This is a genomic window from Pararoseomonas sp. SCSIO 73927 (assembly GCF_037040815.1).
Taxonomy (GTDB): domain Bacteria; phylum Pseudomonadota; class Alphaproteobacteria; order Acetobacterales; family Acetobacteraceae; genus Roseomonas.
Genome location: NZ_CP146232.1, coordinates 1630567 through 1656492, shown reverse-complemented (window position 1 = coordinate 1656492; position 25926 = coordinate 1630567). Strand labels below are relative to the sequence as shown.

Sequence of the window (25926 nt, the reverse complement as noted above, 5' to 3'; positions counted from 1 at the left end):
CCAGCCCATGCCACAGACCTTCCTCCACACCCCCCTCGGCACCCTCACCCTGTCCGAGGAGGACGACGCGATCGTGGCCCTGGACTGGGGCCAGGGCCGGGACCGTGAGGAGACGCCGCTGCTGCGGCGCGCCGCAGACCAGCTGCAGGACTACCTGGACGGGCTGCGGACAGGCTTCGACCTGCCGCTGAACCCGTTCGGCAGCCCGTTCCGCCAGCGCGTCTGGTCGGCGCTGCGCGACATCCCCCACGGCGAGACCCGCAGCTACGCGGAGCTGGCCCGGACCCTCGGCACCGCATCCCGCGCCGTGGGCGGCGCCAACGGCGCGAACCCCATCCCGATCATCATCCCCTGCCACCGGGTGATCGGGGCCGGCGGCGCCATCGGCGGCTATTCCGGCGGTGACGGCCTCTCGACCAAGCGGTGGCTACTGGCGCTGGAACGCCGCGCCCGCTGCCCCGACCCGGCCAGCCCAGACCTGCTGGACGGCCCCAACACGCCCGCGCGGCGCGCCGGCGGCGCGCCCGGCGCGCAGTAGGAACCCTGCCCATGAACCACGCCATTCGCCTGCACGAGCCCGGCGGCCCGGAGAAGCTGGTCTGGGAGGAGGTGCCGCTGCCCAGCCCCAGGCCGGGCGAGGCGCTGGTGCGGCACCAGGCGGTGGGGCTGAACTTCATCGACATCTACTTCCGCACCGGCCTCTACAAGGCCCCGTCCCTACCGGCCGTGATCGGCATGGAGGCGGCCGGCACGGTGGAGGCGGTAGGCGAGGGCGTGGAGGATCTCAGGCCCGGGGACCGCGTCGCCTACGCCATGGGCCCGATCGGCGCCTATGCCGAGGCCCGCACCATCCCCGCCAAGGTGCTCGTGAAGCTGCCCGACGACATCGGCTTCGAGACCGCGGCGGCGATGATGCTGCAGGGCCTTACCGCCCAGTACCTGCTGCGCCGCACCTACAAGGTGAAGGCGGGCGACACCATCCTCGTTCACGCCGCGGCCGGCGGCGTCGGGCTGATCCTCTGCCAGTGGGCCAAGGCGCTCGGGGCCACCGTCATCGGCACGGTGGGATCCGAGGCGAAGGCGGAGCTGGCGCGCGCGCACGGCGCCGACCACGTCATCCTGCAGGGCGAGGACCTCGCCGCCCGCGTGAACGACATCACCCGCGGCGCCCGCCTGCCCGTGGTCTATGACAGCATCGGGCGCGACACCTTCGCGGCCTCGCTGGACTGCCTGGCGCCCTTCGGCCTTCTCGTCTCCTACGGCAACGCCTCCGGCCCCGTCACCGGCGTCGATCTCGGCATCCTCGCCGCGAAGGGCAGCCTTTTCGTCACCCGCCCGACCCTGGCCACCCACACCGCCAAGCGGGCCGACCTTCTCTCCATGGCCGACGAGCTCTTCGCGGTGGTCCGCAGCGGCCAGGTGAGGATCGAGATCAATCAGACCTACGCGCTGCGGGACGCGGCGAGCGCGCACCAGGATCTGGAGTCCCGCAAGACGACGGGCAGCAGCATCCTCTTGCCGTAATTTTTCCGGCGCCGGTCAGCGACGCCTTGCTCCGGAAATAAACCTGAGAAAGGTTTCGCCGGAACACGAATTCCTGCTCCCGCGGGTTGAAGCCGGTAAAATACGCGCTTGCGGCGTCGTCGCCGAACAGCGCTCGAGGGAAGGAAGGCGTTCCGCCGCTCGAGCGCCGCATGGCGGCCTGGCAAGCCGCCATGGTTCGTGATGGCGTGACACGAGACCCCTTCGGAGAAGTGAGCGCAAGGTGCAGGGGTGTCCCGCGCCGGGCAGCGCGAGCCCTCTCCCGTGCTCGGCCCCTTTAGCCCGGACGTCTCACGCGGGCGGGGCCGCCCGCCTCGCGCCCTGGGTCCCGTCGGCCGCCGCGTCGATGCTCCACAGCCCCGGGCCGGCCGCGGCGATGTAGAGGAACACGAAGCAGAACAGCATCGCGGCCTCGCCGCCGTTGAGGACGGGGAAGAAGCCCCGCGAGCCGTGCCCGATGAAGTAGGCGAAGGCCATGAGGCCGGACAGCACGAAGGCGACGGCACGGGAGAACAGCCCGACGATCAGCAGGATCCCGCCGACGGCCTCCAGGATCGCGGCCGTGAGGAGCATCGCGTTCAGCGGGTAGGGAAAGGGCGCGGGCCAGGCGAAGAGCTTCATGGTGCCGTGGGTCAGGAAGGTCGCCGCCGCGACGATGCGCAGCACGCTCAGCAGCTGCGGCGCCCAGCCATGGAGGAATGTCATTTGCATGCTCTTGTCCCTGGTCTCCGGGTGAAGCCGCGGGAGCAATCCCGCGGCGGTCCGCGTGCGTCCGGCCCTTCGCCGGCGCGCTACAGCAACTGCTCGAGGCGGATCGGGAGTGCGCGGAGGCGCCGGCCCGTCGCGTGGTGGACGGCATTGGCGAGCGCCGCCGCCACCCCGACCATGGCGATCTCGCCCACGCCCTTCACGCCGGCGGGGTTGGCGTCGGCATCCGGCTCGTCGATGAAGCCCACGTCGATGCGGCCGATGTCGGCATTCACCGGCACGTGGTACTCGGCGATGTCGGCGTTCAGCCACCCGCCGTAGCGCGGGTCCACCTCGCTCGCCTCCCGCAACGCCGCGCCGATCGCCCAGACCACCCCGCCCTGCACCTGGCTCCGCGCCGTGCGCGGGCTGACGACGCGCCCGCACTCCGCGACGGAGATGACGCGCGGCACGCGGATCAAGGGAATGCGCGGCGCGACGTGGATCTCCACGAAATGGGCGATGTAGCTGAGCGCGGTGAACCCGGGATAGGTGCCGTGCAGCCCGGCGATGGCGCTGCCGCCCGCGCGCATCCTCTCGATGTGCTGAGGCCCCTGCCCCGGCGCGGCCATCGCGACCTCCACCTCGAGGTAGGGTCGCCGGATGCGGGCGAGCTGCTGGTGCATGTTCCCCGCCACCTGCCGCCCGTCGAGCAGCTCGGCCAGCGCCGCCGTCATCCGCTCGGCGGCGGCGGCGGCGACCGGGACGGAGCTCGCCGTGCCCCAGGAGCCGGCGGTGGCGTGCTGGGGCGCCGTGCTCGTGTCCCCGAGCGAGATGTGCAGCCGGTCCGGATCGATCCGCAGCCCGCGGATGAGGGCCTGCGCGATGGCGGTGCTCATCCCCTGGCCCATCTCGTGGCCCGCGCTGGCGTAGCGCGTCGTGCCGTCCGCCCCCACCCGCAGCCGCGCGACCGCCGGGTGCATCGCCGCCTGATAGATCCCGGCCGCCACGCCCCACCCGACGCGCGTGCCGTCCGGCAGCGTCATCGAGCCCGGTTCCGCCCGCCGGCCGGACCAGCCGAAGCGCTCCGCACCCTGCGCCAGGCAGGCGTTGAGGGAGCGCGAGGTCAGCCAGCGTCCGTTCGAGGGATCGATGGCGGTGTCGTTGGCCATACGCAGCGCCACCGGGTCGCGGCCGAGCGCGATCGCCAGCTCGTCCACCGCGCTCTCGAAGGCGAAGGCCGCCGGGTGCTCGAACGGCGCACGCATCTGCCCCGGCCCCGGCGTATCGAGGCGGATGTCGCCGCAGGTGCCGCGATAGTTCGCGATGCCGTAGGCCTTGGATGGGCCGGCGTGGTACCAGGCGGCCGGGTAGCGGCCCGCGCGCGAGTTCTGCTGCAGGCTGTCGTAATGGGCGGAGACCATCCGCCCCGAGGCCTCGGCCCCGAGACGCAGGCTGTGGCGCACATGCGGCCGGAAGCGGGAGTTGTGGAACACCTGGTGGCGCGGCAGCACCAGCTTCACCGGCCGCCCCGTCAGCCGCGCCGCCAGCGCGACCACGGCGGTGTGGCGGGGCACCTCGCCCCGCTGCCCGAAGCCGCCGCCGACATGGGGGCTGAGGACGTCGACATCCGCCGGCTCCACCCGCAGCAGCCGCGCGACGTCGTGCTTGATCCGGGACGCGTTCTGCGTGCCCTCGTGGATCGTGAGCCGCCCGGCGGACCAGCTGGCGATCGTCGAGAGAAGCTCCATCGGGTTGTGGTGGTTCGCCGCCGTCACGTAGACCGCCTCGAGCCGGACCGCGGCGCCGGCGAGGGCGGCATCGGCGTCGCCGAAGGTCGGCGCCTCGCCGTCCGTGCGCACCGCGCCGGGATCGTCGAAGGAGACGGTGAAGGGCGCTGCCGCGTAGTCCGCCCGGACCGCCTCCGCCCCCTCGATCGCCGCCTCCAGCGTCTCGGCCAGGACGAGGGCGACCGGCTGGCCGCGATGGGCGATTTCCGCCACCAGCATCGGCGGCGGCGGCTCCGTGCCCTGGGCCGGGGCGGGCGGCGGCGGCATGTCCGCGGGGGTGAGGACCCGCACCACGCCGGGCACGCGCAGCGCCGCCTCCACCCCGATCTCCGTCATCCGGCCCCGGGCGATTGTGGCCGGCACGGTCATGGCGTGCAGGAGGCGCGGCAGGGGAATGTCGGCGGCGTAGGCGGTCCGGCCGCGCACCTTGTCCAGGGCATCGACCCGCGCGCGGTCGGTGAAGGGCGTGGCGCTCATGAACGGCTCCTCCCGGCGGCGATCATCAGGGCCTCGGCGATCACCCGCGCGCCGAGCTCGGTCTTGAACCCGTTGTGCTGCCCCGGCCGCGCCTCCGCGAAGGCGGCGCGCCCCGCCGCCAGGGCGCCCTCCGGCGTCAGCGCCCGCCCGCGCAGGGCGTCCTCGGCCGGGGCCGCGCGCCAGGGCACGGTGCCGACGCCGCCGAGGGCGATCCGCGCCTCCCGCACCACGCCGCCCTCCATCTCCAGCACGACCGCGGCGGAGGCGAGGGCGAAGGCGTAGGATTCCCGGTCGCGGACCTTGTGGTAGGTCGAGGCGCGGCCCGCCCCCGTCCTCGGGACCACCACGGCGGTGATGATCTCGCCCGGCCGCAGGGCGAACTCCTGATCCGGCGCCTCGCCCGGCAGGCGGTGCAGCGCGGCGGCAGGGATGCTCCGCCGCCCCTCAGGCCCCTGCAGCTCGATCCTGGCGTCGAGCGCGACGAGCGCCACGGGCAGGTCGCCGGCCGAGACCGCCGTGCAGGCCTCGCTGGTGCCGAGGACGGCCTGGCCGCGGTCGAGCCCCCCAATGGCGGCGCAGCCGGATCCGGGCTGCCGCCTGTTGCAGGGATAGGCCCCGTGCCCCGCGCGGAAGTAGGGGCAGCGCGTCCGCTGCAGCAGGTTGCCGCCGATCGTGGCCATGTTCCGGAGCTGCTGCGAGGCCGCCTTGAGCAGGCTCTCGGACAGCACGGGGTGCTCGCCGCGGGCGGCCAGCGCCTCGGCGACGTCGCTCATCAGCGCCGTCGCGCCGAGGCGCAGCGCGTCCCCCTCGATCCGGATCCCGTCCAGGCCGGGAACCGCGCCGAGGTCGATGAGGAGCGCCGGCCGCTCCACGCCGAGCTTCATGAGGTCAAAGAGCGTCGTGCCGCCCGCGATGTAGCGCGCCTCGCCGCGCGCGTCGGCGAAGGCGGCGATGGCGGCTTCCAGGCTCGCCGCGCGGGTGTAGGTGATCGGCCGCATGGATCAGCCCTCCCGCGTCTCGGCGACGGACAGGATCGCGGCCACGATCCCGGCATAGGCGCCGCAGCGGCACAGGTTGCCGCTCATGAACTCGCGGACCGCCTCCGCGCCCGTCGCCCTGCCGTCCCGCACGAGGATGGCGGCCGACATGATCTGCCCGGGCGTGCAGTAGCCGCACTGCAGCGCGTCGTGGTCGATGAAGGCGCGCTGCAGGGGGTGGAGCGTCCCGTCCGGGGCGAGGCCCTCGATCGTGGTCACCCGCCCGCCATCGGCCTTCGCCGCGAGGGTGAGGCAGGACACCACGCTCCGCTCGCCCAGATGGACCGTGCAGGCGCCGCACTGCCCGTGGTCGCACCCCTTCTTCGTGCCGGTGAGGCCGAGCCGCTCGCGCAGCAGGTCGAGCAGCGAGGCGCGGGAATCGATCTCGAGCTCGGCCGGCCGGCCGTTCACGGTCAGGCGGATCCGGATCGTCGCGCCCGGCTCCGTTGCCGGCACGGATTGCGCCGCCGCGCGCGGGCGGAGCGGCAGGAGGGCGCCCGCCGAGGCGCCGGCCCCCGTGCCGAGCCCCGTGCCGAGCACGACGCGGCGCGGGACCTGGGGACCGCGCTCGCCGCCGGGAATTCCGTCCGACATCGCTCACCCTCCTGTTGAGGTGCAAGCTAGTCGGGCGTGCTGGCATTAACTTGCCTTAACATTCGAATCCTCTGCCTAATCCTCCAGGCCGTCACGGATCGCTGGACACCGAGCCGGTGGCAGGGGCATGCAGCGGTGGAAGAGAGGAGGTCCGGCGGTGACGGGCGATCTACGCGATCTCGCGCACCCCATGCTGCGCGGGCTGCGCGGCGACGACGGCTGGGCCCATACCGGAGTGGGCCTGCGCCTGCGCCGGATCGCGCACCCCCGGCCGATCGGGATCGAGTACCACGGCCCTCTCTGCGGCATCGTCATCCAGGGCACGAAAGAGGTCGTGACGGGGGATCGGCGCTTCCGCATCACGGCCGGGGACGCCATCATCGTCAGCCACCATCTCCCGGCCGTCTCGCGCGTGGTGGACGGGTCGAGGGCCCGGCCCTATGTCGCCGCCGCCCTGGCAGTTGACCTCACCCTGCTCGGCGCCCTCCACCACGAGCTCGGCGGCGCCGTGCCCGGCGGCCAGGCGGCCGGGGCCATCGAGACGACCGCCGCGGGGCCGGACCTCGCGGGCGCCTTCGCGCGGCTGCTGGCCCTGGCGGCGCGGCCGGTGGAGGCGCGCGTCCTCGCCCCGCTGATCGTGCGGGAGATCCACCTGCGCCTCCTCCTGCTGCCGCAGGGCGCGGTCCTGCGGGCGCTGCTCTCGCGCGACAGCCGGGCGAGCCGCATCAGCCGGGTGATCGCGCATCTGCGCCGCGACAGCACCCGCCCGCACGCCATCCCCGAGCTCGCGCGGATCGCGGGGATGGGCCCGTCCTCCTTCCACGCCCACTTCAAGACGGTCACGGGCACCACGCCGCTCGGCTTCCAGAAGGAGCTGCGCCTGATGCGGGCGCGGGACCTTCTCCTCGACCCCGAGAGCAGCGTCGCCTCCGTGGCCTTCGCCGTCGGCTACGAGAGCCCGACGCAGTTCTCACGGGAGTACTCGCGGCGGTTCGGCAGCTCGCCGCGCGACCACCGGGAGGTGGCGGAGGCCGCGCCGGGCTGAGGCGCCCACGGCCAAGCCCAGTCCTGGGCCTGGGCCTGGGCCTGGGCCTGGGCCTGGGCCTGGGCCTGGGCCTGGGCAGCGGCCCTGCCCTGCCCTAGCCCCGGCCACAAGCGCGCGGGCCACGAAGCAACCCAGGAGGAGCGACAGACGATGATCCGGATCCCGGCAACCCGCCGCCATCTTCTCGCGACGGCACTCCTCTCGCCCCTCGCCGCCCCCGCGCTGGCCCAGCGCGCCGCGCGCCCGCCCGGCCCGTACTGGCCCGGCGGGGCCCGGCTCGCCGTGTCGGTCTGCATGATGTTCGAGGCCGATGGCGGGCAGGCGAGCGCCTGGCAGAGCGGCTCGAACGGCGGCCGGTTCCCGAACTTCCCGGCCGTCCAGAACCGCACCTACGGCGCGAAGGAGGGCGTGCCGCGCCTGCTGGACATGCTGGACCGGCGCGGGGTGAAGGCGTCCTCCTTCATGATCGGCGCCACCATGGAGCGATACCCCGAGCTCGCCCGCGAGATCGTGGAGCGCGGCCACGAGGGGGGCGGGCGCGGACGGCTCCACGTCTCCACCCACTGGATGGACCGGGAGCAGGAGCGGGCCTTCCTGCGCGACGGCTTCGAGACGATGCGGCGCATCACCGGGCAGTGGCCGAGGGGCTTCAACGCGCAGGGCCTGCAGGCCAGCGTGAACACCAACGCCCTCCTCCAGGAGCTCGGCCTCCTCTACTCCATCGACGACCGCAGCCGCGACGAGCCCTGGATCCAGACCGTCAACGGCGACCGGGACTTCCTTCTCGTCCCCTACATGCTGCACGTGAACGACCTGAACTTCTTCGAGCTCCAGCAACGGCCAATCTCCGACTACGAGCGGGTGCTCCGCCAGGAGTTCGAGACGCTCTACGCGGAGGCCGCCACCCGCCGGCGGATGATGAGCGTGCCCCTGCACGACTTCGTCGCGGGCCGTCCCGCGATCATGCCGAGCGTGGAGGCCTTCCTGGCCTGGGCCGCCGGCCACCCCGGCGTCTGGTTCGCCCGGCGCGAGGAGATCGCGGCCTGGGCCCTGGGCGAGGGGCGCGCCCTGACGCCGCGCGACGCCCCCTTCGTCCCGGTGGAGTAGCGGCGGGCACCCCCGCGCTCCCCCTAGACGCCTCTCACGCCCGCGGAAGGTCCCGGTACGGCAGGGGCGCGATCCGCGTGGCGTACCAGCTCACCGTCTGCCACACGCCGCCCTCCACGTAGGGGTCCTCCGCCCACCAGCCCCGGGCCTCCTCCACCGAGGCGTGCGCGGTGATGGCGACGGAGCCGATCATCGCCCCGCCCGGCGCGTCGAGGATGGCTCCGCCCAGCGCCAGCACGCCGCCCTCGGCCGCGGGGCGGACCCGGGCGAGGTGCCGTTCGCGCACCGCCAGCCGCCGCGCCCCGGCGTCGCCGTCGGTGCCGTCCCAGGCGATGGCGACCGCGTGCGTCGGCCGTTCCGGCACCGGCCCTTCGGGAAAGGCGGGGTAGGGAAGAGGCGCGAGGCGGAAGGGGTGGACGGCGTGGCTCTCCCACACGCCGCCGTGCCGGAACGGCTCGGCCGCGAGATAGTCCTCCAGCGCCTCCGTCCGCACCAGCATGAGGGAGCCGCGATACCCGCCGCCCTCCGGATCCAGCAGCGGCACGCCGAGGATCAGCGTCCCGGCCCCTGCCATCGGCCGCAGCAGATCGAGATGCGCCGGGCGCGCCGCCCCGATCCGCGCCCCGGCCTCGGCCGAAGCCTTCGCCAACACCAACCGGCACTCCGTCACGGCCCGTCCCTCCACCCGGAAAGGCTGGAGGAAGGGCGGGCCGGCGGCAAGGCGCTACTTGTTGGTGCGGCCGAGATGGCCGGGATCCACCCCGCCCTCGCGCGTGGTCTCGTTCGCCACGTCGCCCTCATCCGTGCTGTCGGCCTGCAGGGCCGCGGGATCGGTGCCGCGCCCGAAGGTGCCCTTGGAGGAGCCGATGCCGGGGTTGCGCTCCTCGTCGGAGGGCGGGCGGGGAATGCCGTCGCCCAGACCCTCCTCGCCCCGCTCCTTGGCGCCCATGCCGCCCTTGGGATGCTTCGATGCCGTCATGGTGGCCTTCCTTCCCTTGAGGCAGGGGTAACGGCCGGCCCCGCGCAGGGTTCCGGCCGCCGGAACGCCAGCTTCCCGGTATCGGCCCCTCAGTACATGTGCTGGCCGCCGTTGATGGAGAGGGTGGAGCCGGTGATGAAGTCCGCGTCGTCGGCCGTCAGGAAGGCCACGCCGCGCGCGATGTCGTCCGCCGTGCCCAGCCGCCCGCGCGGGATGCGCGCGATAATCTTTTCCAGCACGTCGGCCGGCACGGCGCGCACCATCTCCGTGTCCACGTAGCCCGGCGCCACCGCGTTCACGGTGATGCCGACGCGCGCCCCTTCCTGCGCGAGCGCCTTGGTGAAGCCGTGGATGCCGGACTTGGCGGCGGCGTAGTTCACCTGCCCGTACTGCCCGGCCTGGCCGTTGATGGAACCGATGTTGACGATGCGGCCAAACTTCCGCGCGCTCATCCCGTCCCACACCAGCTTGCAGAGGTTGAAGCAGGAGCCGAGATTCGTGTCGATCACGTCGTCCCACATCTTGCGGTCCATGCGCTTCATCGTGTTGTCGCGCGTGATGCCCGCGTTGTTCACGAGGATCTCGACCGGCCCGACCTCCGCCTCGATCCGCTTCAGCGCCTCCGCGCACGCATCCCAGTCCGAGACGTCGAACCGGTAAGTCCGGATCCCCGTGCGCTCCGTGAAGGCCCGCGCCGCCTCCTCGTTCCCGGCATAGGAGGCGACGACCGTCCGCCCGGCCTTGTGCAGGTGCTCGCTGATGGCCGCGCCGATGCCGCGCTGCCCGCCGGTGACGAGTGCGATCTTTCCCATCCGAGAAGTCCCTTCCGCAGGCGTTGTCTCCCCTACAAAGCTGACCCCGGCGGGAAGGCCCATCAAGGGTTAGAAGCCCACTATCGCACTGCACAACAACGATTTTCCCTCCGCGCAACCCGGGCCAACGCTTCAGGAAGCAAACAAATCCTGGCTTTTCCCGGCCTGCCCGGTGTAGGACGCCGCCCGCCCCGCGCCCGCTCCTTCAAGGATACCCCGATGGACACCCCGATCGCCGCCGTGCTCTGGCCCGACCACGCCCGCCGCGACATGGCCGCCCTGATGCGGCTGGTGGCCCATCTGGAGCGCTGCTGCCTGGAGATCGGGGCGGAGGACGCCGCCGCCCACCTCGCCGAAGCCGCCGCCTGTCTCGCCGAGGACGGCGCGCAGCGGCGCATGGCCGCCTGATCATTCCTTTCTACCGGGGGCACTGATACCCCCAGGGAGGCTCTGCCTCCCTGGACCCTCCGCCAGGAGCCTGACGCTCCTGGACCTGCATGGGGCTGCCGCGGGTACGATGGTGGAAGGCGGCACCGAGAGGCTTCACGCCGTGTCGGCCCGGGCCGCCGTGTCCGTCGCCTGAGGTCATCGACCTCAGGGGCAACGTCGGGAGAGCATTCTGCGGCAGCCCACCAAGAGGGAATTTTGAGGGGGTCGGAGCACTGCCTCCGATGCGGAAGAGAATTCCTTCTCCTCCTCAGGTTACCGCGGCGGCAGATCGCATCGGGCCCTGCCCCTGCCCACAGGGCGGCAGAATGCCCGCACCATGGGCACGGCGATGTCCCGCGCCAGCCCGGCGGCCTCAATGCCCCCCTTTCGCCATATTGCTCATCCGGCCTAGCCTTCGCGCCGTCTGACGACCGGAGATGACGCGATGAGCCTGACGCGCCGCAACCTTCTCGCCGGGGCGGCCTCTGCCCCCGTGCTGATGAGCGCCTCCCAGGCCATGGCGCAGGGCGTGCAGCCCAGGCGGGGCGGCGTGCTCAACGTCATCCTGAACCCCGAGCCACCGGTGCTGCAGATCGGCGTCAACAACCAGACGCCCACCCTCATCCTCGGCACGAAGATGACGCAGGGGCTGCTGAAGTTCTCCCCCACGCTGGACCCGATGCCGGAACTGGCGAAGAGCTGGACGGTGAGCCCGGACGGGCTGGAATACGTCTTCCGCCTGCAGGAGAACGTGAAGTGGCATGACGGCCGCCCCTTCACGGCGGACGACGTGATCTACTCCGTGATGACCTTCAACCGGGAGATCGCGCCCCGCCTGCGCGGCATCATCGCCGGCATCGCGGAGGCGACGGCCCCGGACCCGCACACCGTGCGCTTCGTGCTGAAGCAGCCCTTCCAGCCCTTCCTGCTCTGCTTCGACGCCACCGCCCTGCCGATGGTCGCCAAGCATGTCTATGAGGGCGGCGACATCCGGGCGAACCCCGCCAACGCGCGCCCGATCGGCACCGGGCCGTTCAAGCTGGTGGAGTGGCAGCGCGGCAACTTCGTGCGGATGGAGCGCTTCGAGGAGTACTGGAAGCCCGGCCAGCCCTACCTCGACGGCATCCTCTGGCGCATCATCCCCGACGCGCAGAGCCGCCGCGTGGCCCTCACGGGCGGGCAGGTGCAGATGGCCACCGCCACGGACATCGAGCCCTTCGACGTGCCGGCGCTGCGCCAGGCGCCGAACCTCAACGTCACCACCAAGGGCTGGGAATACTTCTCTCCCATGTTCTGGTACGAGGTGAACCACCGCATCAAGCCCTTCGACGACAAGCGCGTGCGCCAGGCGATGAGCATGGCGCTGGACCGCAACTTCATCGTCAACCGGCTGTGGTTCGGCCTGGGCAAGGCCGCCACCGGCCCCGTCTCCTCCACCACCCGCTTCTACGATGCCAACGCCAAGGTCGCGCCCTTCGACGTGGCGAAGGCGCGCGCGCTGCTGGACGAGGCCGGGCTGCGGGCGAACGCGCAGGGCGTGCGCGGCAGCTTCAAGTACGTCATCCCGCCCTATGGCGAGATCTGGAACCGCATGGGCGAGTACTTCCGCCAGGCCATGCGCCAGATCGGCTTCGAGGTGACGCTGGAATCCACCGATGCCGGCACCTGGGGCTCCCGCGTGGCGAACTGGGACTTCGAGACGACCTCCAACGTCCTCTACCAGTTCGGCGACCCGACGCTGGGGGTGGAGCGGAGCTACGTCACCTCCAACATCCAGAAGATCCTGTTCACCAACACCTCCGGCTACTCCAACCCGCGCGTGGACGAGCTCTTCGCCCGCGCCCGCACCGCGGCGTCCGAGGCGGACCGCCGCGCCGCCTTCTCCGAGGTGCAGAAGGTGCTGGTGGACGACATGCCCCTGCTCTGGGTGGTGGAGGTGAACTACCCCACCATCACGGACAAGCGGCTGCAGAACGCCGTGCAGCTCGGCACCGGCGACCACGCCAGCTACGACGACGTCTTCTTCGCGTAACGGGGTCTTATGGAATTGTCGCGCCTGCCCGGCTTCCTGTTGCGCCGGGTGCTGAAGTCGATCGCCGTCGTGCTGGCGATCGTTGTCTGCAACTTCCTCCTGATCCATGCGGCGCCGGGCGACCCGGCGACCGTCATGGCGGGCCAGTCCGGCGCGGCGGACCCGCAGTACATGGAGCAGCTGCGCCGCCAGTTCGGCCTGGACCAGCCACTGACGACGCAGCTCTGGATCTACCTCAAGGGCGTGCTGCAGCTCGACCTCGGCTACAGCCACCGCCAGCAGGCGGGCGTGGCGGGGCTGATCGCGGACCGGCTGCCGGCCACGCTGCTGCTGACGGGCGCCGCCTTCCTCATCGCCATCGCCGGCGGCGTCGCCATGGGCGCGCTGGCCGCGCGACGCGTGGGCACCTGGGCGGACAGCGCCATCACCGTGGTGGCGCTGGCCTTCTACGCCACGCCGATCTTCTGGGTCGGGCTGATGCTCGTCCTGCTGTTCAGCGTGACCCTCGAATGGCTGCCGGGCTTCGGGATGAGCGACCCGAGCCTCAACGCCACCGGGCTGGCACTGGCACTCGACGTGGCGCGGCACCTCGTGCTGCCCGCCGTCACGCTCGGCCTCTTCTACCTTGCGGTCTACGCGCGGCTGACGCGGGCGACGATGCTGGAGGTGGCGGACCAGGACTTCGTGAGGACCGCCCGCGCCAAGGGCGTGCCGGAGGGCCGGGTGCTGCGCGCCCATATCCTTCGCAACGCGCTGCTCCCCGTCATCACCTTCGCCGGCATCCAGGCCGGGCAGCTCGTCGGCGGCTCCATCCTGGTGGAGACGGTCTTCGCCTGGCCGGGCATCGGGCGGCTGGCCTTCGAGGCGCTGCTGGCGCGCGACTACCAGGTGCTGATGGGCGTGTTCTTCATCACCTCCGTCATGGTGGTCCTGTTCAACCTGCTGACGGACCTGCTTTACGCCCTCGTCGATCCGCGGGTGGAGGTCGCCTGATGAACCTTCTCCGTCGCTTCATGCGCCACCCCGGCGCCGTGGTCGGGGCGGTGGCGCTGCTCCTCGTCGTCGCCACCGCCCTCCTCGCGCCCCTGCTCTTCCCCGGCTCCCCCTGGGACATGGCCGGCGCACCCTTCGGCCCGCCGGGGGAGGACGGCATGCTCCTCGGCACGGACAGCCTCGGCCGCGACCTCGCCGCCGGCATCGCCTACGGCGCCCGCGTCTCGCTCCTCGTCGGGATCATCGCCACGGCGGTCTCCATCGTGATCGGCGTCGCCCTCGGCGCGGTCGCCGGCTATCTCGGCGGGATCGTGGACGACGCGGTGATGCGCTTCACCGAATTCTTCCAGACCATCCCGAGCTTCGTGCTGGCGATCCTGCTGGTGGCGATCTTCACCCCCTCCATCACCTCCATCGTGGCCGCCATCGCCATCGTCTCCTGGCCCCCGGTGGCGCGGGTGGTGCGGGCGGAGTTCCTCTCCCTTCGCAACCGGGAGTTCGTGCAGGCGGCGGAGGTACTGGGCAAGCGCCCCGTCTCCATCGTGCTGACGGACATCCTGCCCAACGCGCTCTCGCCCATCATCGTGCTCGCCTCGCTCAACACCGCCAGCGCGATCCTGCTGGAGAGCTCGCTCTCCTTCCTCGGGCTGGGGGATCCGAACCTGATGACCTGGGGCTTCCTCATCGGCTCCGGCCGCTCCGTCATCCAGCTCGCCTGGTGGATGAGCGTCTTCCCGGGCATCGCGATCTTCATCACCGTCCTCGCCCTCAACCTGATCGGAGAAGGCCTGTCCGACGCCTTGAACCCGCGCCTGCGCAAGAGGGGCGAGCGGTGAGCGCCCTCCTCTCCGTCGAGGGCCTCACGGTCGGCCTGCCGCCGGGCGGCGACCGCCCGAACGCCATCGAGGACATCACCCTCACCGTCGCGCCCGGGGAGATCCTCTGCGTCGTCGGCGAGAGCGGGTCCGGCAAGTCGATGACGGCGAACGCCGCCATGGGCCTGCTGCCGCCCGGACTGCCCGTGAAGTCCGGCCGCATCCTGTTCCAGGGGCAGGACCTGCTTGCGAAGCCGCGAGAGGAGATGCGCAAGCTCCGCGGCTCCCGCCTTGCCATGATCTTCCAGGAGCCGATGACGGCCCTGAACCCGCTGATGCGCGTGGGCGACCAGATCGCGGAGGCGCTGCGCGTCCACGGCGCCGGCGCGGACGCCGCCCGCCGCGTGCCGGAGCTTCTGGCGGCCGTGAACCTGCCGGACCCGGAGCGCCTGGCCCGCAGCTACCCTTTCCGCCTCTCCGGCGGCCAGCGGCAGCGCGTGATGATCGCCATGGCGCTGGCACTGGAACCCGCCCTGCTGATCGCGGACGAGCCCACCACCGCGCTCGACGTCACCACCCAAATGCAGATCCTGCGCCTGATCCGGGAGGTGCAGGGCCGGCGCGGCACGGGCGTGATGTTCATCACCCACGATTTCGGCGTGGTGGCGGAGATCGCGGACCGCGTGGCGGTGATGCAGCGCGGCCGCATCGTGGAATCCGGCATCGCGTCCCAGGTGCTAAACGCCCCGCAGCACGAGTACACGAAGGCGCTGATCGCCGCCGTCCCCCACGGCACTCCGGCCGAGCGCCCGCCCGTGCAGCCCGGCGCCCCGATCCTGTCCCTCAAGGGCGTGCGAAAGACCTACCACCGCGGCGGCGGCTGGTTCGGCAAGGGCCAGTCCTTCCAGGCCGTCCACAGCGCCGACATCACCCTGAACCGCGGCGAGACCCTCGGCATCGTCGGCGAGAGCGGGTCCGGCAAGTCCACCCTAGCCCGCGCCGTGGTCCGCCTTGTCCGCCCGGAGGAAGGGGAGATCCTCTTCCACGGCACCGACCTGCGCCCCCTCTCACGCGATGCCTGGAAGCCCTTCCGCCGCCAGATCCAGATGGTCTTCCAGGACCCCTACGCCTCCCTCAACCCCCGCCGCTCCGTCGGCGAGGCCATCGCGGAAGGCCCCATCACCCACGGCACCCCCCGCGCCCAGGCCCTGGACCGTGCCCGCGAGCTGCTCCGCCTCGTCCAGCTGCCCGAGAACGCCATGGACCGCTACCCGCATGAGTTCTCCGGCGGCCAGCGCCAGCGCATCGGCCTCGCCCGGGCGCTTGCCATGGAACCGGAGCTGCTGATCGCCGACGAGCCCGTTTCCGCCCTCGACGTCTCCGTCCAGGCCCAGGTCCTCGCCCTGCTCGCCGCTATCCGCAAGCGCCTGGGCCTGACGATGCTCTTCATCACCCACGACCTGCGCGTGGCCGCCGAGATCTGCGACCGCGTGGCCGTGATGCAGCGCGGCGCCATCGTGGAGCAGGGCCCGACCGCCCAGGTCTTCGCCAACCCGTCCCACCCCTACACCCGCGCCCTGCTGGACAGCATCCCCGGCCGCGGCTGGACGCCGCCTTCCGGGGAAGGGCTCCGCCCTTCCCCGAACCCCAACCCGCCAGGAAACTGAGTTTCCTGGACCTTCCATCTGTTTAAACGCCCTCGGATGGAGGGGCCCTTTTCGGGGCCCCTCCATCCGAATGCATGTCTTTTACAGGCTGGAGGTGCCGGGAAACTCAGGTTCCCGCCGGATAGGGGGCACAGGGGAAAGGCAGAGCCTTTCCCCCGAAGGTCAGGCTGCCAGCTTCTGCCGGGGCAGTCCCAAGCGGTCCCAGACGGTGGAGAGGGCCTGGGCCAGGTGGGCGATGGCCGCGTCGTCGTGGAGCGGTGTGGGCGTGATGCGCAGGCGCTCCGTGCCGCGGGGCACGGTGGGGAAGTTGATGGGCTGGATGTAGACGCCATGCTCCTCCAGCAGCATCTCGCTGGCCTGGCGGCACAGGGTGGCGTCGCGCACCATGACAGGCACGATATGGCTGGGACATTCCAGCACGGGCAGGCCCTGGGCGCGAAGGGCGGCGCGGGTGGCGCGGGCGCGCTCCTGGTGGGCGGTGCGCTCGGCGTCGGAGGCGCGGAGGTGGCGCACGCTGGCAAGGGCGCCTGCGGCCACGGCGGGGGTGAGGGTAGTGGAGAAGATGAAGCCCGGCGCGAAGGAGCGGATGGCGTCGATCAGGGTGGCGCTGCCGGCCACATAGCCGCCGCCGACGCCGTAGGCCTTGCCCAGCGTGCCCTCCACCACGTCGATCTCCACGCCCTCGCGCGCGGCGACGCCCGCGCCGCCAGGGCCGTAGAGGCCGACGGCATGGACCTCGTCGATGTAGGTCAGGGCGTTGTGGCGGCGGGCCAGCTCGGCGATCTGCCGGATCGGGGCGATGTCGCCGTCCATGGAGTAGACGCTCTCGAAGGCCACCACCTTCGGCGCCTCGGGCGGCAGCTCGGCCAGCAACTCGGCCAGGTGCGCCACGTCGTTGTGGCGGAAGATCCTCTTCGGCCCGCGCCCGTTGCGGATGCCCGCGATCATGGAGGCGTGGTTGTCCGCGTCCGACAGGATCGTGGCGCCGAGCAGGGAGGCCAGCGTGGACAGCGCCGCCTCGTTGGCGGTGAAGCCGGAGTTGAAGACCAGCGCCGCCCCCTTGCCGTGCAGCGAGGCCAGCTCCGCTTCCAGCGCCACGTGGTGCCGCCCGGTGCCGGAGATGTTGCGCGTGCCGCCGGCACCCGCCCCGTCCTCCCGGATGGCGGCGATCATCGCCTCCTGCACCTTTGGGTTCTGGCCCATACCCAGGTAGTCGTTGCTGCACCACACCGTCACCGGCCGCCCATCGGCCCGCAGCGCGCGCGGGAAGGCGCCGGCCTGCCGTTGCAGGGTCAGGAAGTGGCGGTAGCGCCCCTCGGCACGGAGCGCGTCCAGGTGGGAGGCGAGAAGGGCATCGTAATCGGGCATCGCGGGGAAACGTGACCAGCTTTGGTTCTGCGGAACGGGGTTAGGCCCCGCCCCGCGCGGAATCAACATTTTCGATGGCGGCGCGGCCCGCCCTGGAGGGGCCGCGCCCGCCGATCAGGCGGCCTCGACGCACATGGCCACGCCCATGCCGCCACCGATGCACAGCGTCGCCAGGCCCTTCTTGGCCCCGCGCCGCTGCATCTCGAACAGCAGCGTGGTGAGGACGCGAGCGCCGGAGGCCCCGATCGGATGGCCCAGCGCGATGGCGCCGCCATTCACGTTCACCTTGGACGGATCCCAGCCCAGGTCCTTGTTCACCGCGCAGGCCTGCGCCGCGAAGGCCTCGTTCGCCTCGATAAGGTCCAGGTCCTGCAGGTTCCAGCCCGCCTTCTGCAGCGCCTTGCGGGAGGCCGGGATGGGCCCCGTGCCCATGATGGAGGGGTCGACGCCCGCCGTGGCCCAGGAGACGATGCGCGCCAGCGGCGTCACACCCCGCTTCGAGGCCTCCGCCCCGCGCATCACCAGGATGGCCGCCGCGCCGTCATTGATGCCCGACGCGTTGCCGGCCGTGACCGACCCCTCCTTGTTGAAGGCCGGGCGCAGCTTCTGCAGCACCTCCAGGCTCGTCTCGGGCTTGGGATACTCGTCGTTCTCCACCACCGTATCGCCCTTGCGGCCCTTCACGGTCACCGGAACGATCTCGTCCGCGAAGCGGCCGGCCTTCATCGCCTCGCCCGCCTTGCGCTGGGAATTGAAGGCGAACTCGTCCTGCTGCTCGCGCGTGATCTGGAACTTCTGGGCCACATTCTCCGCCGTCTGGCCCATGTGGTAGCCGTGGAAGGCGTCCCAGAGCCCGTCCTTGATCATCGTGTCGATCAGGGCCAGGTCGCCCATCTTCTGCCCGGCCCGCAGCTGCTGGGCGTGCGGCGCCTGCGTCATGCTCTCCTGCCCGCCCGCGATCACGATGGACGCATCCCCCGTCGCGATCTGCTGGGCCGCCAGCGCGACCGAGCGCAGGCCCGAACCGCAGAGCTGGTTGATCCCGAAAGCCGTCCGCTCCACCGGAATGCCCGCAATCACGCTCGCCTGCCGCGCCGGGTTCTGCCCCGCCGCCGCCGTCAGGATCTGGCCGAGGATCACCTCGTCCACCTCCCCGGCCTCCACCTTCGCCCGCTCCAGCGCCGCCTTGATCGCGGTGGCGCCGAGCTGGTGCGCCGGCACGCTGGCGAAAGCCCCGTTGAAGCTGCCCACCGGCGTGCGGGCGGCGGAAGCGATGACGATGTCGTCCATGACCGGCTCTTTCCTCTGTGTCCTGGCGATTGCGCGGGCAGTCCCGCGTCCCCGTCCCGCGCAGTCCGGACGAGGGTCTTGCCGGAAAGAGTGCGTCCGGCACCCGCCCCGCACAACCCATCCGTGGAACGGCTGGCCTGCATGTGGCGAGGCAGGGATGGCGGCACCAGGGGGCGCCGCCCCCTGGAACCCCCGCCAAAGGCCTGAGGCCCTTGGATCCCCTTCTGGCTGCCGCCGCGCCGTCCTGAGACGGTATTTCTGCAGGACAGGCCCCTTCCTGCCCAGGCAGTCGCCTCGGGTCATCGACCCGAGGCGCACCGTCAGCAGGGTATTCCCAAAGCCTAAAAAAAGATGATGGAGAGGGGTCCGGGGAGAGGAAGAATTCCTTCTTCCTCTCCCCGGCCACGAACCGCCCCCGGCAGGATCAAGCCCGCCTACCGGGCTGGCGGCCCCTGGTTCGCCCCGTGCGGCCCGGCGAGAAGTCCGCTGCGGGCGTGCCAGGCTTCCATAAGCTGCAGCACCGTCGCCGCCGTCTCCTCGATGCTGCGGCGGGTCACGTCGATCACCGGCCAGCCTTTCGTGGTGCAGAGGCGGCGGGCGGCCAGGATCTCGGCCTTCACCGCTTCCGGGTCCACGTAGTCGGTCGTGTCCTGGCGGAGGGCTCCGGGGCCGTGTCCGATGAGCTTCAGCCGGTGTCGGCGGATTTCCAGGAGGGCGTTCACCTCAATCGTCAGGCCGACCACGGGGCAGGGCGGGGCGTCCAGTTCCCCGGGCAGGGTGGCGCCGGGGACGATGGGGACGTTGGCGGCCTTGATGCCGCGGTTGGCCAGGTAGAAGCAGGTGGGCGTCTTGCTGCTGCGGGAGACGCCGACAAGGCAGACATCCGCCTCCGCGATGCCGGCGGTGCCCTGGCCGTCGTCGTGGGCCAGGACGTAGTGCATGGCGTCGATGCGGCGGAAGTAGTCCGCGTCCAGCACGTGCTGGGCGGCGCGCTTTTCCTTCGCTGCCTCGCCGATGGCGGCCTGCAGCAGGTCCAGCGTCTGGTCGAGGACGGAGAGGCTGGTGACGCCAAGGCGGGCGCAGAACTCCTCCAGCGAGTGGCGCAGCGACTTGTCGGCCATGGTGAACAGGACGGGGCCGGGCTCCGCCTGGATGCCCTCCAGCACCTGCTCCAGCTGGAAGCGGGAGCGGACGAGGAACCAGCGGTGCTGGATGACGTGCGGCTCCTCGAAGCGCGCCAGGGTCGCGCGCGCCATGGAGTTCAGCGTCTCCCCCGTGCTGTCCGAGACGAGGTGGAGGTTCGTGGTGCGCGGCATGAGCGGAGCCTAGCCCAGTTGGGTCCGGGATGGGGAATCCGGCTGGGGGGGACTCGGGGGGCGGGGGTGAGTCCTGGGGATAGATCCCGGCCCTTCCCGTCCCCCGCTGAGTCATGGGGAGGGCGAGTCACGACTCACGCCAGGGTGGATCGAATCCCCGCCCCTGCCGTGACTCGCCGGGGAACGAGTCACCGACTCGGCCCGAGTCAGCGAGTCCCCGTGCGTCCGGGCCTGTGGAAAACCCTCGGGATGAAATGCGCCGGCGGATGCGTCCACAGGACTCACACCCCCTACAAACCACCTCAGTCTTTCTTAAAGAATCCAATTAGAGTGAAAGGGCGCCGATGGACCCCGTGGACAAACCCTTCCTCCGTGCCCTGGCCGGCGAGGCCGTGTGGCCGCCGCCGGTCTGGCTGATGCGCCAGGCCGGGCGCTATCTGCCGGAGTACCGCGCGACGAAGGAGCGGGCCGGCGGCTTCCTAGAGCTGTGCCTGAACCCCGAGCTCTCGGCCGAGGTCACCTTCCAGCCGCTGCGCCGCTTCCCCGGGCTGGACGCCGCCATCCTCTTCACGGACCTGCCGATGCTGCCCTGGGCCATGGGCCAGGGGCTGCACTACGGGAAGGGCGGCGCGGAGGGTGTTGGGCCCATCCTGGAGCCGGTGCGGGACGCCGCCACCCTGGCGGCCCTGCGCCCGGGCGATGCGGCCCGGCGGGCTTCCCCGATCATGGAGACGGTCGCGCGGATCCGAATGGGCCTTGAGAAGGACCACCCCGGCACCGCCCTGATCGGCTTCGCCGGCGCCCCCTGGACCACCGCCTGCTACATGATCGACGGCCGCGGCGGGCACGGCTTCCCTGAGGCGCGCCGCGCCGCCGAGGAGAGGCCCGATTTCCTCGCCGACCTCTACGACGCGCTGCTGGAGGCCGCGGAGGCCTACCTCCTCGCCCAGGCAGAAGCCGGGGCGGAGGCGCTGATGCTCTTCGACTCCTGGTCCGGCCTGCTGCCGCCGGAGCTCTTCGACCGCTGGGTGTTGGCCCCCACGGCGGTCCTCACGGCCCGCCTGCGGGCGCGGCTGGGGCCGGACTACCCCCTGATCGGCTTCCCCCGCCTGGCCGGCCCCGGCCTGCCCGCCTACGCCGCCCGCGCCGGGGTGAACGCCATGGGCCTGGACGAGACCGTGGACCCCGCCTGGGCCGCCTCCACCCTGCCGCAGGGGGTCACCCTGCAGGGCAACCTCGACTCCCGCCTCCTCGTCCAGGGAGGGCCGGCGATGCGGGAGGCCACCGACGCCATCCTCGCCGCCATGAAGGGCCGCCCCTTCGTCTTCAACCTCGGCCACGGCATCACACCGGACACGCCGATCGACCACGTGGCGGAACTGGTGCGGAGGGTGAGGGCGGGCTGAACCCCCCTGATGAAACCGGTGCGAAGCGCGCTATATTACATGGCTGTGAGAAACCTCCTCGGGAGCAACCCCACCATGCGCCCCCGCGCCCGCCTCCTGGCCGCCTTCGCCGCCCTGGCCCTCGCCCTCGGCCCCGCCATCGCGGAGGCACGGCCGGGCGGCGGTTCCTCCTCGGGCAGCCGCGGCAGCCGCAGCTACAGCGCGCCGCCGAGCACCCGCACCGCGCCCGGCACCGCCACCCCCTTCAACCGTACGGAAACGCCGCAGACGGCCCCCGGCACGGCCGCGCCGGGCTACGGCCAGCCGCGCCCCTCGCCGAGCTACACCACCCCCAACCGGGGCGGGATGTTCGGCGGCGGCTTCATGACCGGCCTGATGGGCGGCCTGCTCGGCGCCGGCATCGCCGGAATGATCTTCGGCGGCGGCGCCTTCGGCGGCATGTCCGGCGGCGCGGGCTTCCTCGGCTTCCTGCTCCAGCTTGCCCTCATCGCCGGCATCGTCTGGCTGGTGGTGCGCGCCCTGCGGAACCGCAACCCGTCCCCGGCCATGGCGGGCGCCACCCCGAACGGCGCCCCCGGCAACGCCATGGCCCGCGCCATGGATGACAGCAACGCCATGGGCCGCGGCGCCGGCGCCCGCACCGCCACCCGCGCGCTGCAGATCACGGAGACGGACTTCGCCGCCTTCGAGAACAGCCTGATCCGCATCAACCAGGCCTGGTCGAACCGCGACACCGGCAGCCTCGCGCGCCTCGCCACCCCGGAGATGGTCCGCTACTTCGAGGGCGACCTGCGCGACCTCGCCGCCCGCGGCTGGCACAACGAGACCCGCGACGTGCGGCTGGAGTCCGGCGACCTCTCCGAGGCCTGGGCGGAGAACGGTCTGGAGTACGCCACGGTGGCCATGCGCTTCAGCATGATTGACGTGACCCGCGACGCGGCCGGGCAGGTTGTGGAGGGCGACCCGAACGCCCGCCAGACCTCCACGGAGATCTGGACCTTCGCCCGCCGCCCGCGCGAGGCCTGGTTGCTCTCGGCGATCCAGCAGGTCGGCTGACGGCCTGTCCCGGGGAGAGGAAGAAGGAATTCTTCCTCTCCCCGGACCCCTCACCATCATCTTTTTCTAGGCTTTGGATTTACTCGGCTGACGGTGCGCCTCGGGTCGATGACCCGAGGCGACTGCCAGGGCAGGACCGAGCCCTTCACGCAGAGACCCTGCCTCAGGACGGCGCGGCGGTAGCCAGATGGGGATCCAAGGGCCTCAGGCCCTTGGCGGGGGTCCAGGGGGCGGAGCCCCTTGGGGCCACCCGCGCTACCCCCCGGCCAGTTCCGTCAGTGCCGCCGTCGTCGTCACCCACCCGAAGAAGGTCTTCGTGTTGAAGACCGTCGCGTCGTGCACGAAGCGCGGCCCGCCCTGCCAGCAGGCGTCCTCCACCAGCACGGGCCAGAACTCGCGGTGGAAGGCCTCGCGCAGGGTGCTCTCCACGCAGACGTTGGTGGCCACGCCGCAGAACAGGATGTCGCGGATGCCGCGGGCGCGCAGCATCATCTCCAGCTGGGTGCCGCTGAAGCCGCCGTAGCGGGGCTTCTGGATCAGGATGTCCTCGGGCGCGCGCTGCATCTGCGGCACCAGGGCGTAGTCCCAGCCTCCCTTGGCCAGCAGGGTGCCGGCCAGTTCCGGCTTCTCCCGCATCAGGCGCAGGGCGTTGGACTTCCAGTGGTTGGGGGAGCCGGGGCCGCCAGCCTCCACGCCCTCGGGGTCCCAGCCGTTCTGGAACCAGACGATCTGGATGCCCAGCATGCGGGCGGCGGCCACCACCTGCGTCACCTTGGCGATGACGGACTGCGCGCCGGAGAGGTCGAAGCCCGCCTTGTCCAGGTAGCCTTCCCTGGAGGCGTAGGCGTTCTGCATGTCCACGACGATGAGGGCGGTGCGGGCGGGCAGGACCGGAAAGGCCTCGGGCTCGGCGAGGAGGAGGAGGTCGCCCGGGACGCGGGGAAGGTCCTGGGGGGCACGGTCGGTCATCGGAGAACATCCTCGGGGCGCTGCAGAAGCCGCCTCTCGCGCGGTGCGGCGGGGCGGTTGGCGTAGAGGTCTGCAAGCGCCGGGCCGGAGCGCGGGCCGGAGGAGGTGCCGTGGCAGGCCCAGCCATAGGCGGCGGCCGCGGCGCGGTCGGCCGGGGCGGGCTCGCCGGGGTTCAGGGGGCGCTCCCGCCAGCGCCGCCCCGCGCGCTCCACCAGGGCGGGCCAGGTGCCGGAGCAGAGGACGTAGAGGATCTCCTCCTGCACCTCCTCCTCGCCCGTTTCCGGGCGGTCGGTGCCCGTCCACCAGTGGATCTGCAGGCGCAGCAGCATCCCGCGCGCGCTGGCGCCGGCCACCTCGCGCGACAGCTCGCGGAACCAGATGCAGCGCTCCTCCTCGCAGGGGCCGCGCACGGGCCGCCCCGCCTCCGCGGCCGGGGCGGGAAGGAGGCCCGCGAGGAGCAGCAGCGCCAGCGCGGGCCCGGCCGCCCTCACCCCACGCGGTTCCCGATCAGGTCCTGCACCACGGTCGGGTCCGCCAGGGTGGAGGTATCGCCGAGGCTGTCCGTCTCGTTCGCGGCGATCTTGCGGAGGATGCGCCGCATGATCTTGCCGGAGCGGGTCTTCGGCAGGCCCGGCGCCCACTGGATGGCGTCCGGGCTGGCAATGGGGCCGATCTCCTTGCGGACCCAGGCCACGAGCTCCTTCCGCAGCGCCTCGGTCGGCTCCTCGTCCACCTTCAGGGTGACGTAGGCGTAGATGCCCTGGCCCTTGATCTCGTGCGGCATGCCGACGACGGCGGCCTCCGCCACCTTGGGGTGCGCCACCAGCGCGCTCTCGATCTCGGCGGTGCCCATGCGGTGGCCGGAGACGTTCAGCACGTCGTCCACGCGGCCGGTGATCCACCAATAGCCGTCCTCGTCCCGCCGCGCGCCGTCGCCGGTGAAGTACTTGCCGGGGAAGGTAGAGAAGTAGGTCTGCACGAAGCGCTCGTGGTCGCGGAACACGGTGCGCATCTGCCCGGGCCAGCTGTCGGTGATGACGAGGTTGCCCTCGACCGCGCCCTCCAGGATCGCCCCGTCATTGTCCACCAGCGCGGGGAAGACGCCGGGCAGCGGCAGCGTCGCCGAACCCGGCTTCTGCGCCACGGAGCCGGGAAGCGGGGAGATCAGGATGCCGCCCGTCTCCGTCTGCCACCAGGTGTCCACGATCGGGCAGCGCTCGTCGCCCACCACGCGGTAGTACCAGAGCCAAGCCTCCGGATTGATCGGCTCGCCGACCGAACCGAGGATGCGGAGGGACTTGCGGGAGGACTTCCGCACCGGCGCCTCGCCCTCGCGCATCAGCGCGCGGATGGCGGTGGGCGCGGTGTAGAAGATGTTCACCTTGTGCTTGTCGACCACGCTCCAGAAGCGGCTGGAATCCGGCCAGTTCGGCACGCCCTCGAACATCAGCGTCGTCGCGCCGTTCGCGAGCGGCCCGTAAACGATGTAGGTGTGCCCGGTCACCCAGCCCACATCGGCCGTGCACCAGTAGACCTCGCCCGGGCGGTAGTCGAAGACCAGCTCGTGCGTGAAGGCGGCCCAGACGCCGTAGCCGCCGGTGGTGTGCAGCACGCCCTTCGGCTTCCCGGTGGAGCCGGAGGTGTAGAGGATGAAGAGCGGGTCCTCCGCCCCCATCGCCTCCGGCGCGCACTCCGCGGATTGCGCGTCGCACAGCGCGGCCCAGTCGTGGTCGCGCCCCTCCTCCATCGCCACGCTGCCGCCCGTGTTCTTCGCCACGATGACGTTCTTCACCGTCGGGCAGGACTTCAGCGCCTCGTCCGCATTTGCCTTCAGCGGCACGGTGCGCCCGCCGCGGCGGCCCTCATCGGCCGTGATCAGCAGCGTGCTCTCGCAGTCCTGGATGCGGCTCGCCAGGCTGTCCGGGGAGAAGCCACCGAAGATGACGGAGTGCACGGCGCCGATGCGCGCGCAGGCCAGCATGGCCACCGCGGATTCGACGATCATCGGCAAGTAGATCGAGACCCGGTCGCCGCGCCGCACGCCGAGCGACTTCATGGCGTTCGCCAGCCGGCACACGCGCTCCAGCAGCTGGCGGTACGTCACGTGCGCGTCGCTGTTGGGGTCGTCGCCTTCCCAGATAATGGCCACGGCGTCGCCGCGCCCGCCCTCCACATGCCGGTCCAGGCAGGATTCCGTCAGGTTGAGGACACCGTCCTCGAACCAGCGGATGGAGACGTCGCCCTCGAAGCTCGTGTTCTTGATCTTCGTCGGCGCACGCATCCAGGAAAGGCGGTTCATCTCCCGGGCCCAGAAGCCGTCCGGGTTCCCTGTGGCCTCGGCCACCATCGCCGCCCGCCGCTCCGCATCGGCATGGCTGCCGGCGGCGATCTCGGGCTTCACGGCGATCAGCGTCTGGTCGGTCATGGCGGTCCCCTGTGGCCTTGGCACGGCCTTTCCCGCCCATGGTGGCCCCCCGCCCCGCCCCGTCAAGGCGCATGTACGAAACGGGAGGGC

Annotated in this window: 24 protein-coding genes; 11 read left to right on the top strand and 13 right to left on the bottom strand. The window is 71.8% G+C overall.

Annotated elements, in window-relative coordinates:
- Positions 1–7 precede the first annotated feature (7 nt).
- Together VQH23_RS07885 and VQH23_RS07880 are read left to right on the top strand one after the other, a co-directional pair.
- Positions 8–538, top strand: coding sequence for a methylated-DNA--[protein]-cysteine S-methyltransferase (locus VQH23_RS07885; RefSeq protein ID WP_338665085.1), 531 nt, complete (start codon positions 8–10; stop codon positions 536–538).
- A gap of 11 nt (positions 539–549) precedes the next feature.
- Entirely contained in the window at positions 550–1524 is a 975-nt protein-coding gene (locus tag VQH23_RS07880; RefSeq protein ID WP_338665084.1) for a quinone oxidoreductase, read from the top strand.
- 309 nt (positions 1525–1833) lie between these two features.
- Here the strand turns inward: VQH23_RS07880 and VQH23_RS07875 are convergent, their stop codons facing one another.
- The 4 genes from VQH23_RS07875 to VQH23_RS07860 all read right to left on the bottom strand — a co-directional run bounded on the left by VQH23_RS07875 (position 1834) and on the right by VQH23_RS07860 (position 6127).
- A complete protein-coding gene (locus VQH23_RS07875) occupies positions 1834–2253 on the bottom strand; it encodes a DoxX family protein (RefSeq protein ID WP_408904305.1) in 420 nt (139 codons plus the stop codon).
- Between the two features lie 80 nt (positions 2254–2333).
- The gene (locus VQH23_RS07870; protein WP_338665082.1) at positions 2334–4496 is read right to left on the bottom strand and encodes a xanthine dehydrogenase family protein molybdopterin-binding subunit; all 2163 of its coding nucleotides are present in this window, start codon (positions 4494–4496) and stop codon (positions 2334–2336) included.
- Positions 4493–5494 carry a xanthine dehydrogenase family protein subunit M gene (locus VQH23_RS07865; RefSeq protein ID WP_338665081.1) on the bottom strand — a complete coding sequence of 334 codons (1002 nt, stop codon included), beginning with the start codon at positions 5492–5494 and terminating at the stop codon, positions 4493–4495. Before VQH23_RS07865 ends, VQH23_RS07870 begins: the two co-directional genes overlap by 4 nt.
- 3 nt (positions 5495–5497) lie before the next feature.
- Positions 5498–6127, bottom strand: a complete 630-nt coding sequence (locus VQH23_RS07860) for a (2Fe-2S)-binding protein (protein WP_338665080.1) — start codon at positions 6125–6127, stop codon at positions 5498–5500.
- Positions 6128–6284: 157 nt separating this feature from the next.
- Here VQH23_RS07860 and VQH23_RS07855 point away from each other — a divergent pair, with 157 nt between their 5' ends.
- Both VQH23_RS07855 and VQH23_RS07850 read left to right on the top strand, forming a co-directional pair.
- Positions 6285–7172, top strand: a complete 888-nt coding sequence (locus VQH23_RS07855; RefSeq protein ID WP_338665079.1) for an AraC family transcriptional regulator — start codon at positions 6285–6287, stop codon at positions 7170–7172.
- A 150-nt stretch (positions 7173–7322) separates the two neighbouring features.
- Complete coding sequence (locus tag VQH23_RS07850; protein ID WP_338665078.1) at positions 7323–8279, top strand: polysaccharide deacetylase family protein; 957 nt, start codon at positions 7323–7325, stop codon at positions 8277–8279.
- A 34-nt stretch (positions 8280–8313) separates the two neighbouring features.
- On the opposite strand, the gene VQH23_RS07845 is transcribed toward VQH23_RS07850, so the two are convergent.
- From VQH23_RS07845 to phbB, 3 genes are all read right to left on the bottom strand, one after another.
- Complete coding sequence (locus VQH23_RS07845) at positions 8314–8928, bottom strand: YciI family protein (protein WP_338665077.1); 615 nt, start codon at positions 8926–8928, stop codon at positions 8314–8316.
- Between the two features lie 75 nt (positions 8929–9003).
- Positions 9004–9258 carry a hypothetical protein gene (locus tag VQH23_RS07840; protein ID WP_338665076.1) on the bottom strand — a complete coding sequence of 85 codons (255 nt, stop codon included), beginning with the start codon at positions 9256–9258 and terminating at the stop codon, positions 9004–9006.
- 89 nt (positions 9259–9347) lie between these two features.
- Complete coding sequence (phbB, locus tag VQH23_RS07835) at positions 9348–10070, bottom strand: acetoacetyl-CoA reductase (RefSeq protein ID WP_338665075.1); 723 nt, start codon at positions 10068–10070, stop codon at positions 9348–9350.
- A 219-nt stretch (positions 10071–10289) separates the two neighbouring features.
- Here phbB and VQH23_RS07830 point away from each other — a divergent pair, with 219 nt between their 5' ends.
- The 5 genes from VQH23_RS07830 (at position 10290) to VQH23_RS07810 (ending at position 16006) form a co-directional block, all read left to right on the top strand.
- On the top strand, positions 10290–10478 hold the full coding sequence (locus VQH23_RS07830; RefSeq protein WP_209376055.1) for a soj family protein: 189 nt from the start codon (positions 10290–10292) through the stop codon (positions 10476–10478).
- A 466-nt stretch (positions 10479–10944) separates the two neighbouring features.
- Positions 10945–12531, top strand: coding sequence for an ABC transporter substrate-binding protein (locus VQH23_RS07825; protein ID WP_338665074.1), 1587 nt, complete (start codon positions 10945–10947; stop codon positions 12529–12531).
- Positions 12532–12540: 9 nt separating this feature from the next.
- Positions 12541–13524: an ABC transporter permease gene (locus VQH23_RS07820; protein WP_338665073.1), complete on the top strand. Its 984-nt coding sequence runs from the start codon at positions 12541–12543 to the stop codon at positions 13522–13524.
- Positions 13524–14360, top strand: a complete 837-nt coding sequence (locus VQH23_RS07815; protein ID WP_338665072.1) for an ABC transporter permease — start codon at positions 13524–13526, stop codon at positions 14358–14360. The genes VQH23_RS07820 and VQH23_RS07815 overlap by 1 nt, the downstream gene beginning before the upstream one ends.
- Positions 14357–16006, top strand: coding sequence for an ABC transporter ATP-binding protein (locus VQH23_RS07810; protein ID WP_338665071.1), 1650 nt, complete (start codon positions 14357–14359; stop codon positions 16004–16006). Before VQH23_RS07815 ends, VQH23_RS07810 begins: the two co-directional genes overlap by 4 nt.
- 162 nt (positions 16007–16168) lie before the next feature.
- Here VQH23_RS07810 and hemA read toward each other — a convergent pair whose 3' ends face one another.
- The 3 genes from hemA to VQH23_RS07795 all read right to left on the bottom strand — a co-directional run bounded on the left by hemA (position 16169) and on the right by VQH23_RS07795 (position 19980).
- Positions 16169–17374 carry a 5-aminolevulinate synthase gene (hemA, locus tag VQH23_RS07805; protein WP_338665070.1) on the bottom strand — a complete coding sequence of 402 codons (1206 nt, stop codon included), beginning with the start codon at positions 17372–17374 and terminating at the stop codon, positions 16169–16171.
- A gap of 114 nt (positions 17375–17488) precedes the next feature.
- A complete protein-coding gene (locus VQH23_RS07800) occupies positions 17489–18664 on the bottom strand; it encodes an acetyl-CoA C-acetyltransferase (protein WP_338665069.1) in 1176 nt (391 codons plus the stop codon).
- A gap of 434 nt (positions 18665–19098) precedes the next feature.
- Positions 19099–19980 (bottom strand): pyruvate, water dikinase regulatory protein, encoded by an 882-nt coding sequence (locus VQH23_RS07795; RefSeq protein ID WP_338665068.1) that lies wholly within the window; start codon positions 19978–19980, stop codon positions 19099–19101.
- Between the two features lie 344 nt (positions 19981–20324).
- Here VQH23_RS07795 and hemE point away from each other — a divergent pair, with 344 nt between their 5' ends.
- Both hemE and VQH23_RS07785 read left to right on the top strand, forming a co-directional pair.
- Positions 20325–21386: a uroporphyrinogen decarboxylase gene (hemE, locus tag VQH23_RS07790; RefSeq protein WP_338665067.1), complete on the top strand. Its 1062-nt coding sequence runs from the start codon at positions 20325–20327 to the stop codon at positions 21384–21386.
- A 45-nt stretch (positions 21387–21431) separates the two neighbouring features.
- On the top strand, positions 21432–22442 hold the full coding sequence (locus tag VQH23_RS07785; RefSeq protein ID WP_338665066.1) for a TIM44-like domain-containing protein: 1011 nt from the start codon (positions 21432–21434) through the stop codon (positions 22440–22442).
- Positions 22443–22697: 255 nt separating this feature from the next.
- Here VQH23_RS07785 and VQH23_RS07780 read toward each other — a convergent pair whose 3' ends face one another.
- The 3 genes from VQH23_RS07780 to acs are packed head-to-tail and all read right to left on the bottom strand — an operon-like array spanning position 22698 to position 25836.
- Positions 22698–23411: an isochorismatase family protein gene (locus tag VQH23_RS07780; RefSeq protein WP_338665065.1), complete on the bottom strand. Its 714-nt coding sequence runs from the start codon at positions 23409–23411 to the stop codon at positions 22698–22700.
- The gene (locus VQH23_RS07775) at positions 23408–23902 is read right to left on the bottom strand and encodes a hypothetical protein (protein WP_338665064.1); all 495 of its coding nucleotides are present in this window, start codon (positions 23900–23902) and stop codon (positions 23408–23410) included. The genes VQH23_RS07780 and VQH23_RS07775 overlap by 4 nt, the downstream gene beginning before the upstream one ends.
- The gene (gene acs / locus VQH23_RS07770; RefSeq protein WP_338665063.1) at positions 23899–25836 is read right to left on the bottom strand and encodes an acetate--CoA ligase; all 1938 of its coding nucleotides are present in this window, start codon (positions 25834–25836) and stop codon (positions 23899–23901) included. The genes VQH23_RS07775 and acs overlap by 4 nt, the downstream gene beginning before the upstream one ends.
- Positions 25837–25926 lie beyond the last annotated feature (90 nt).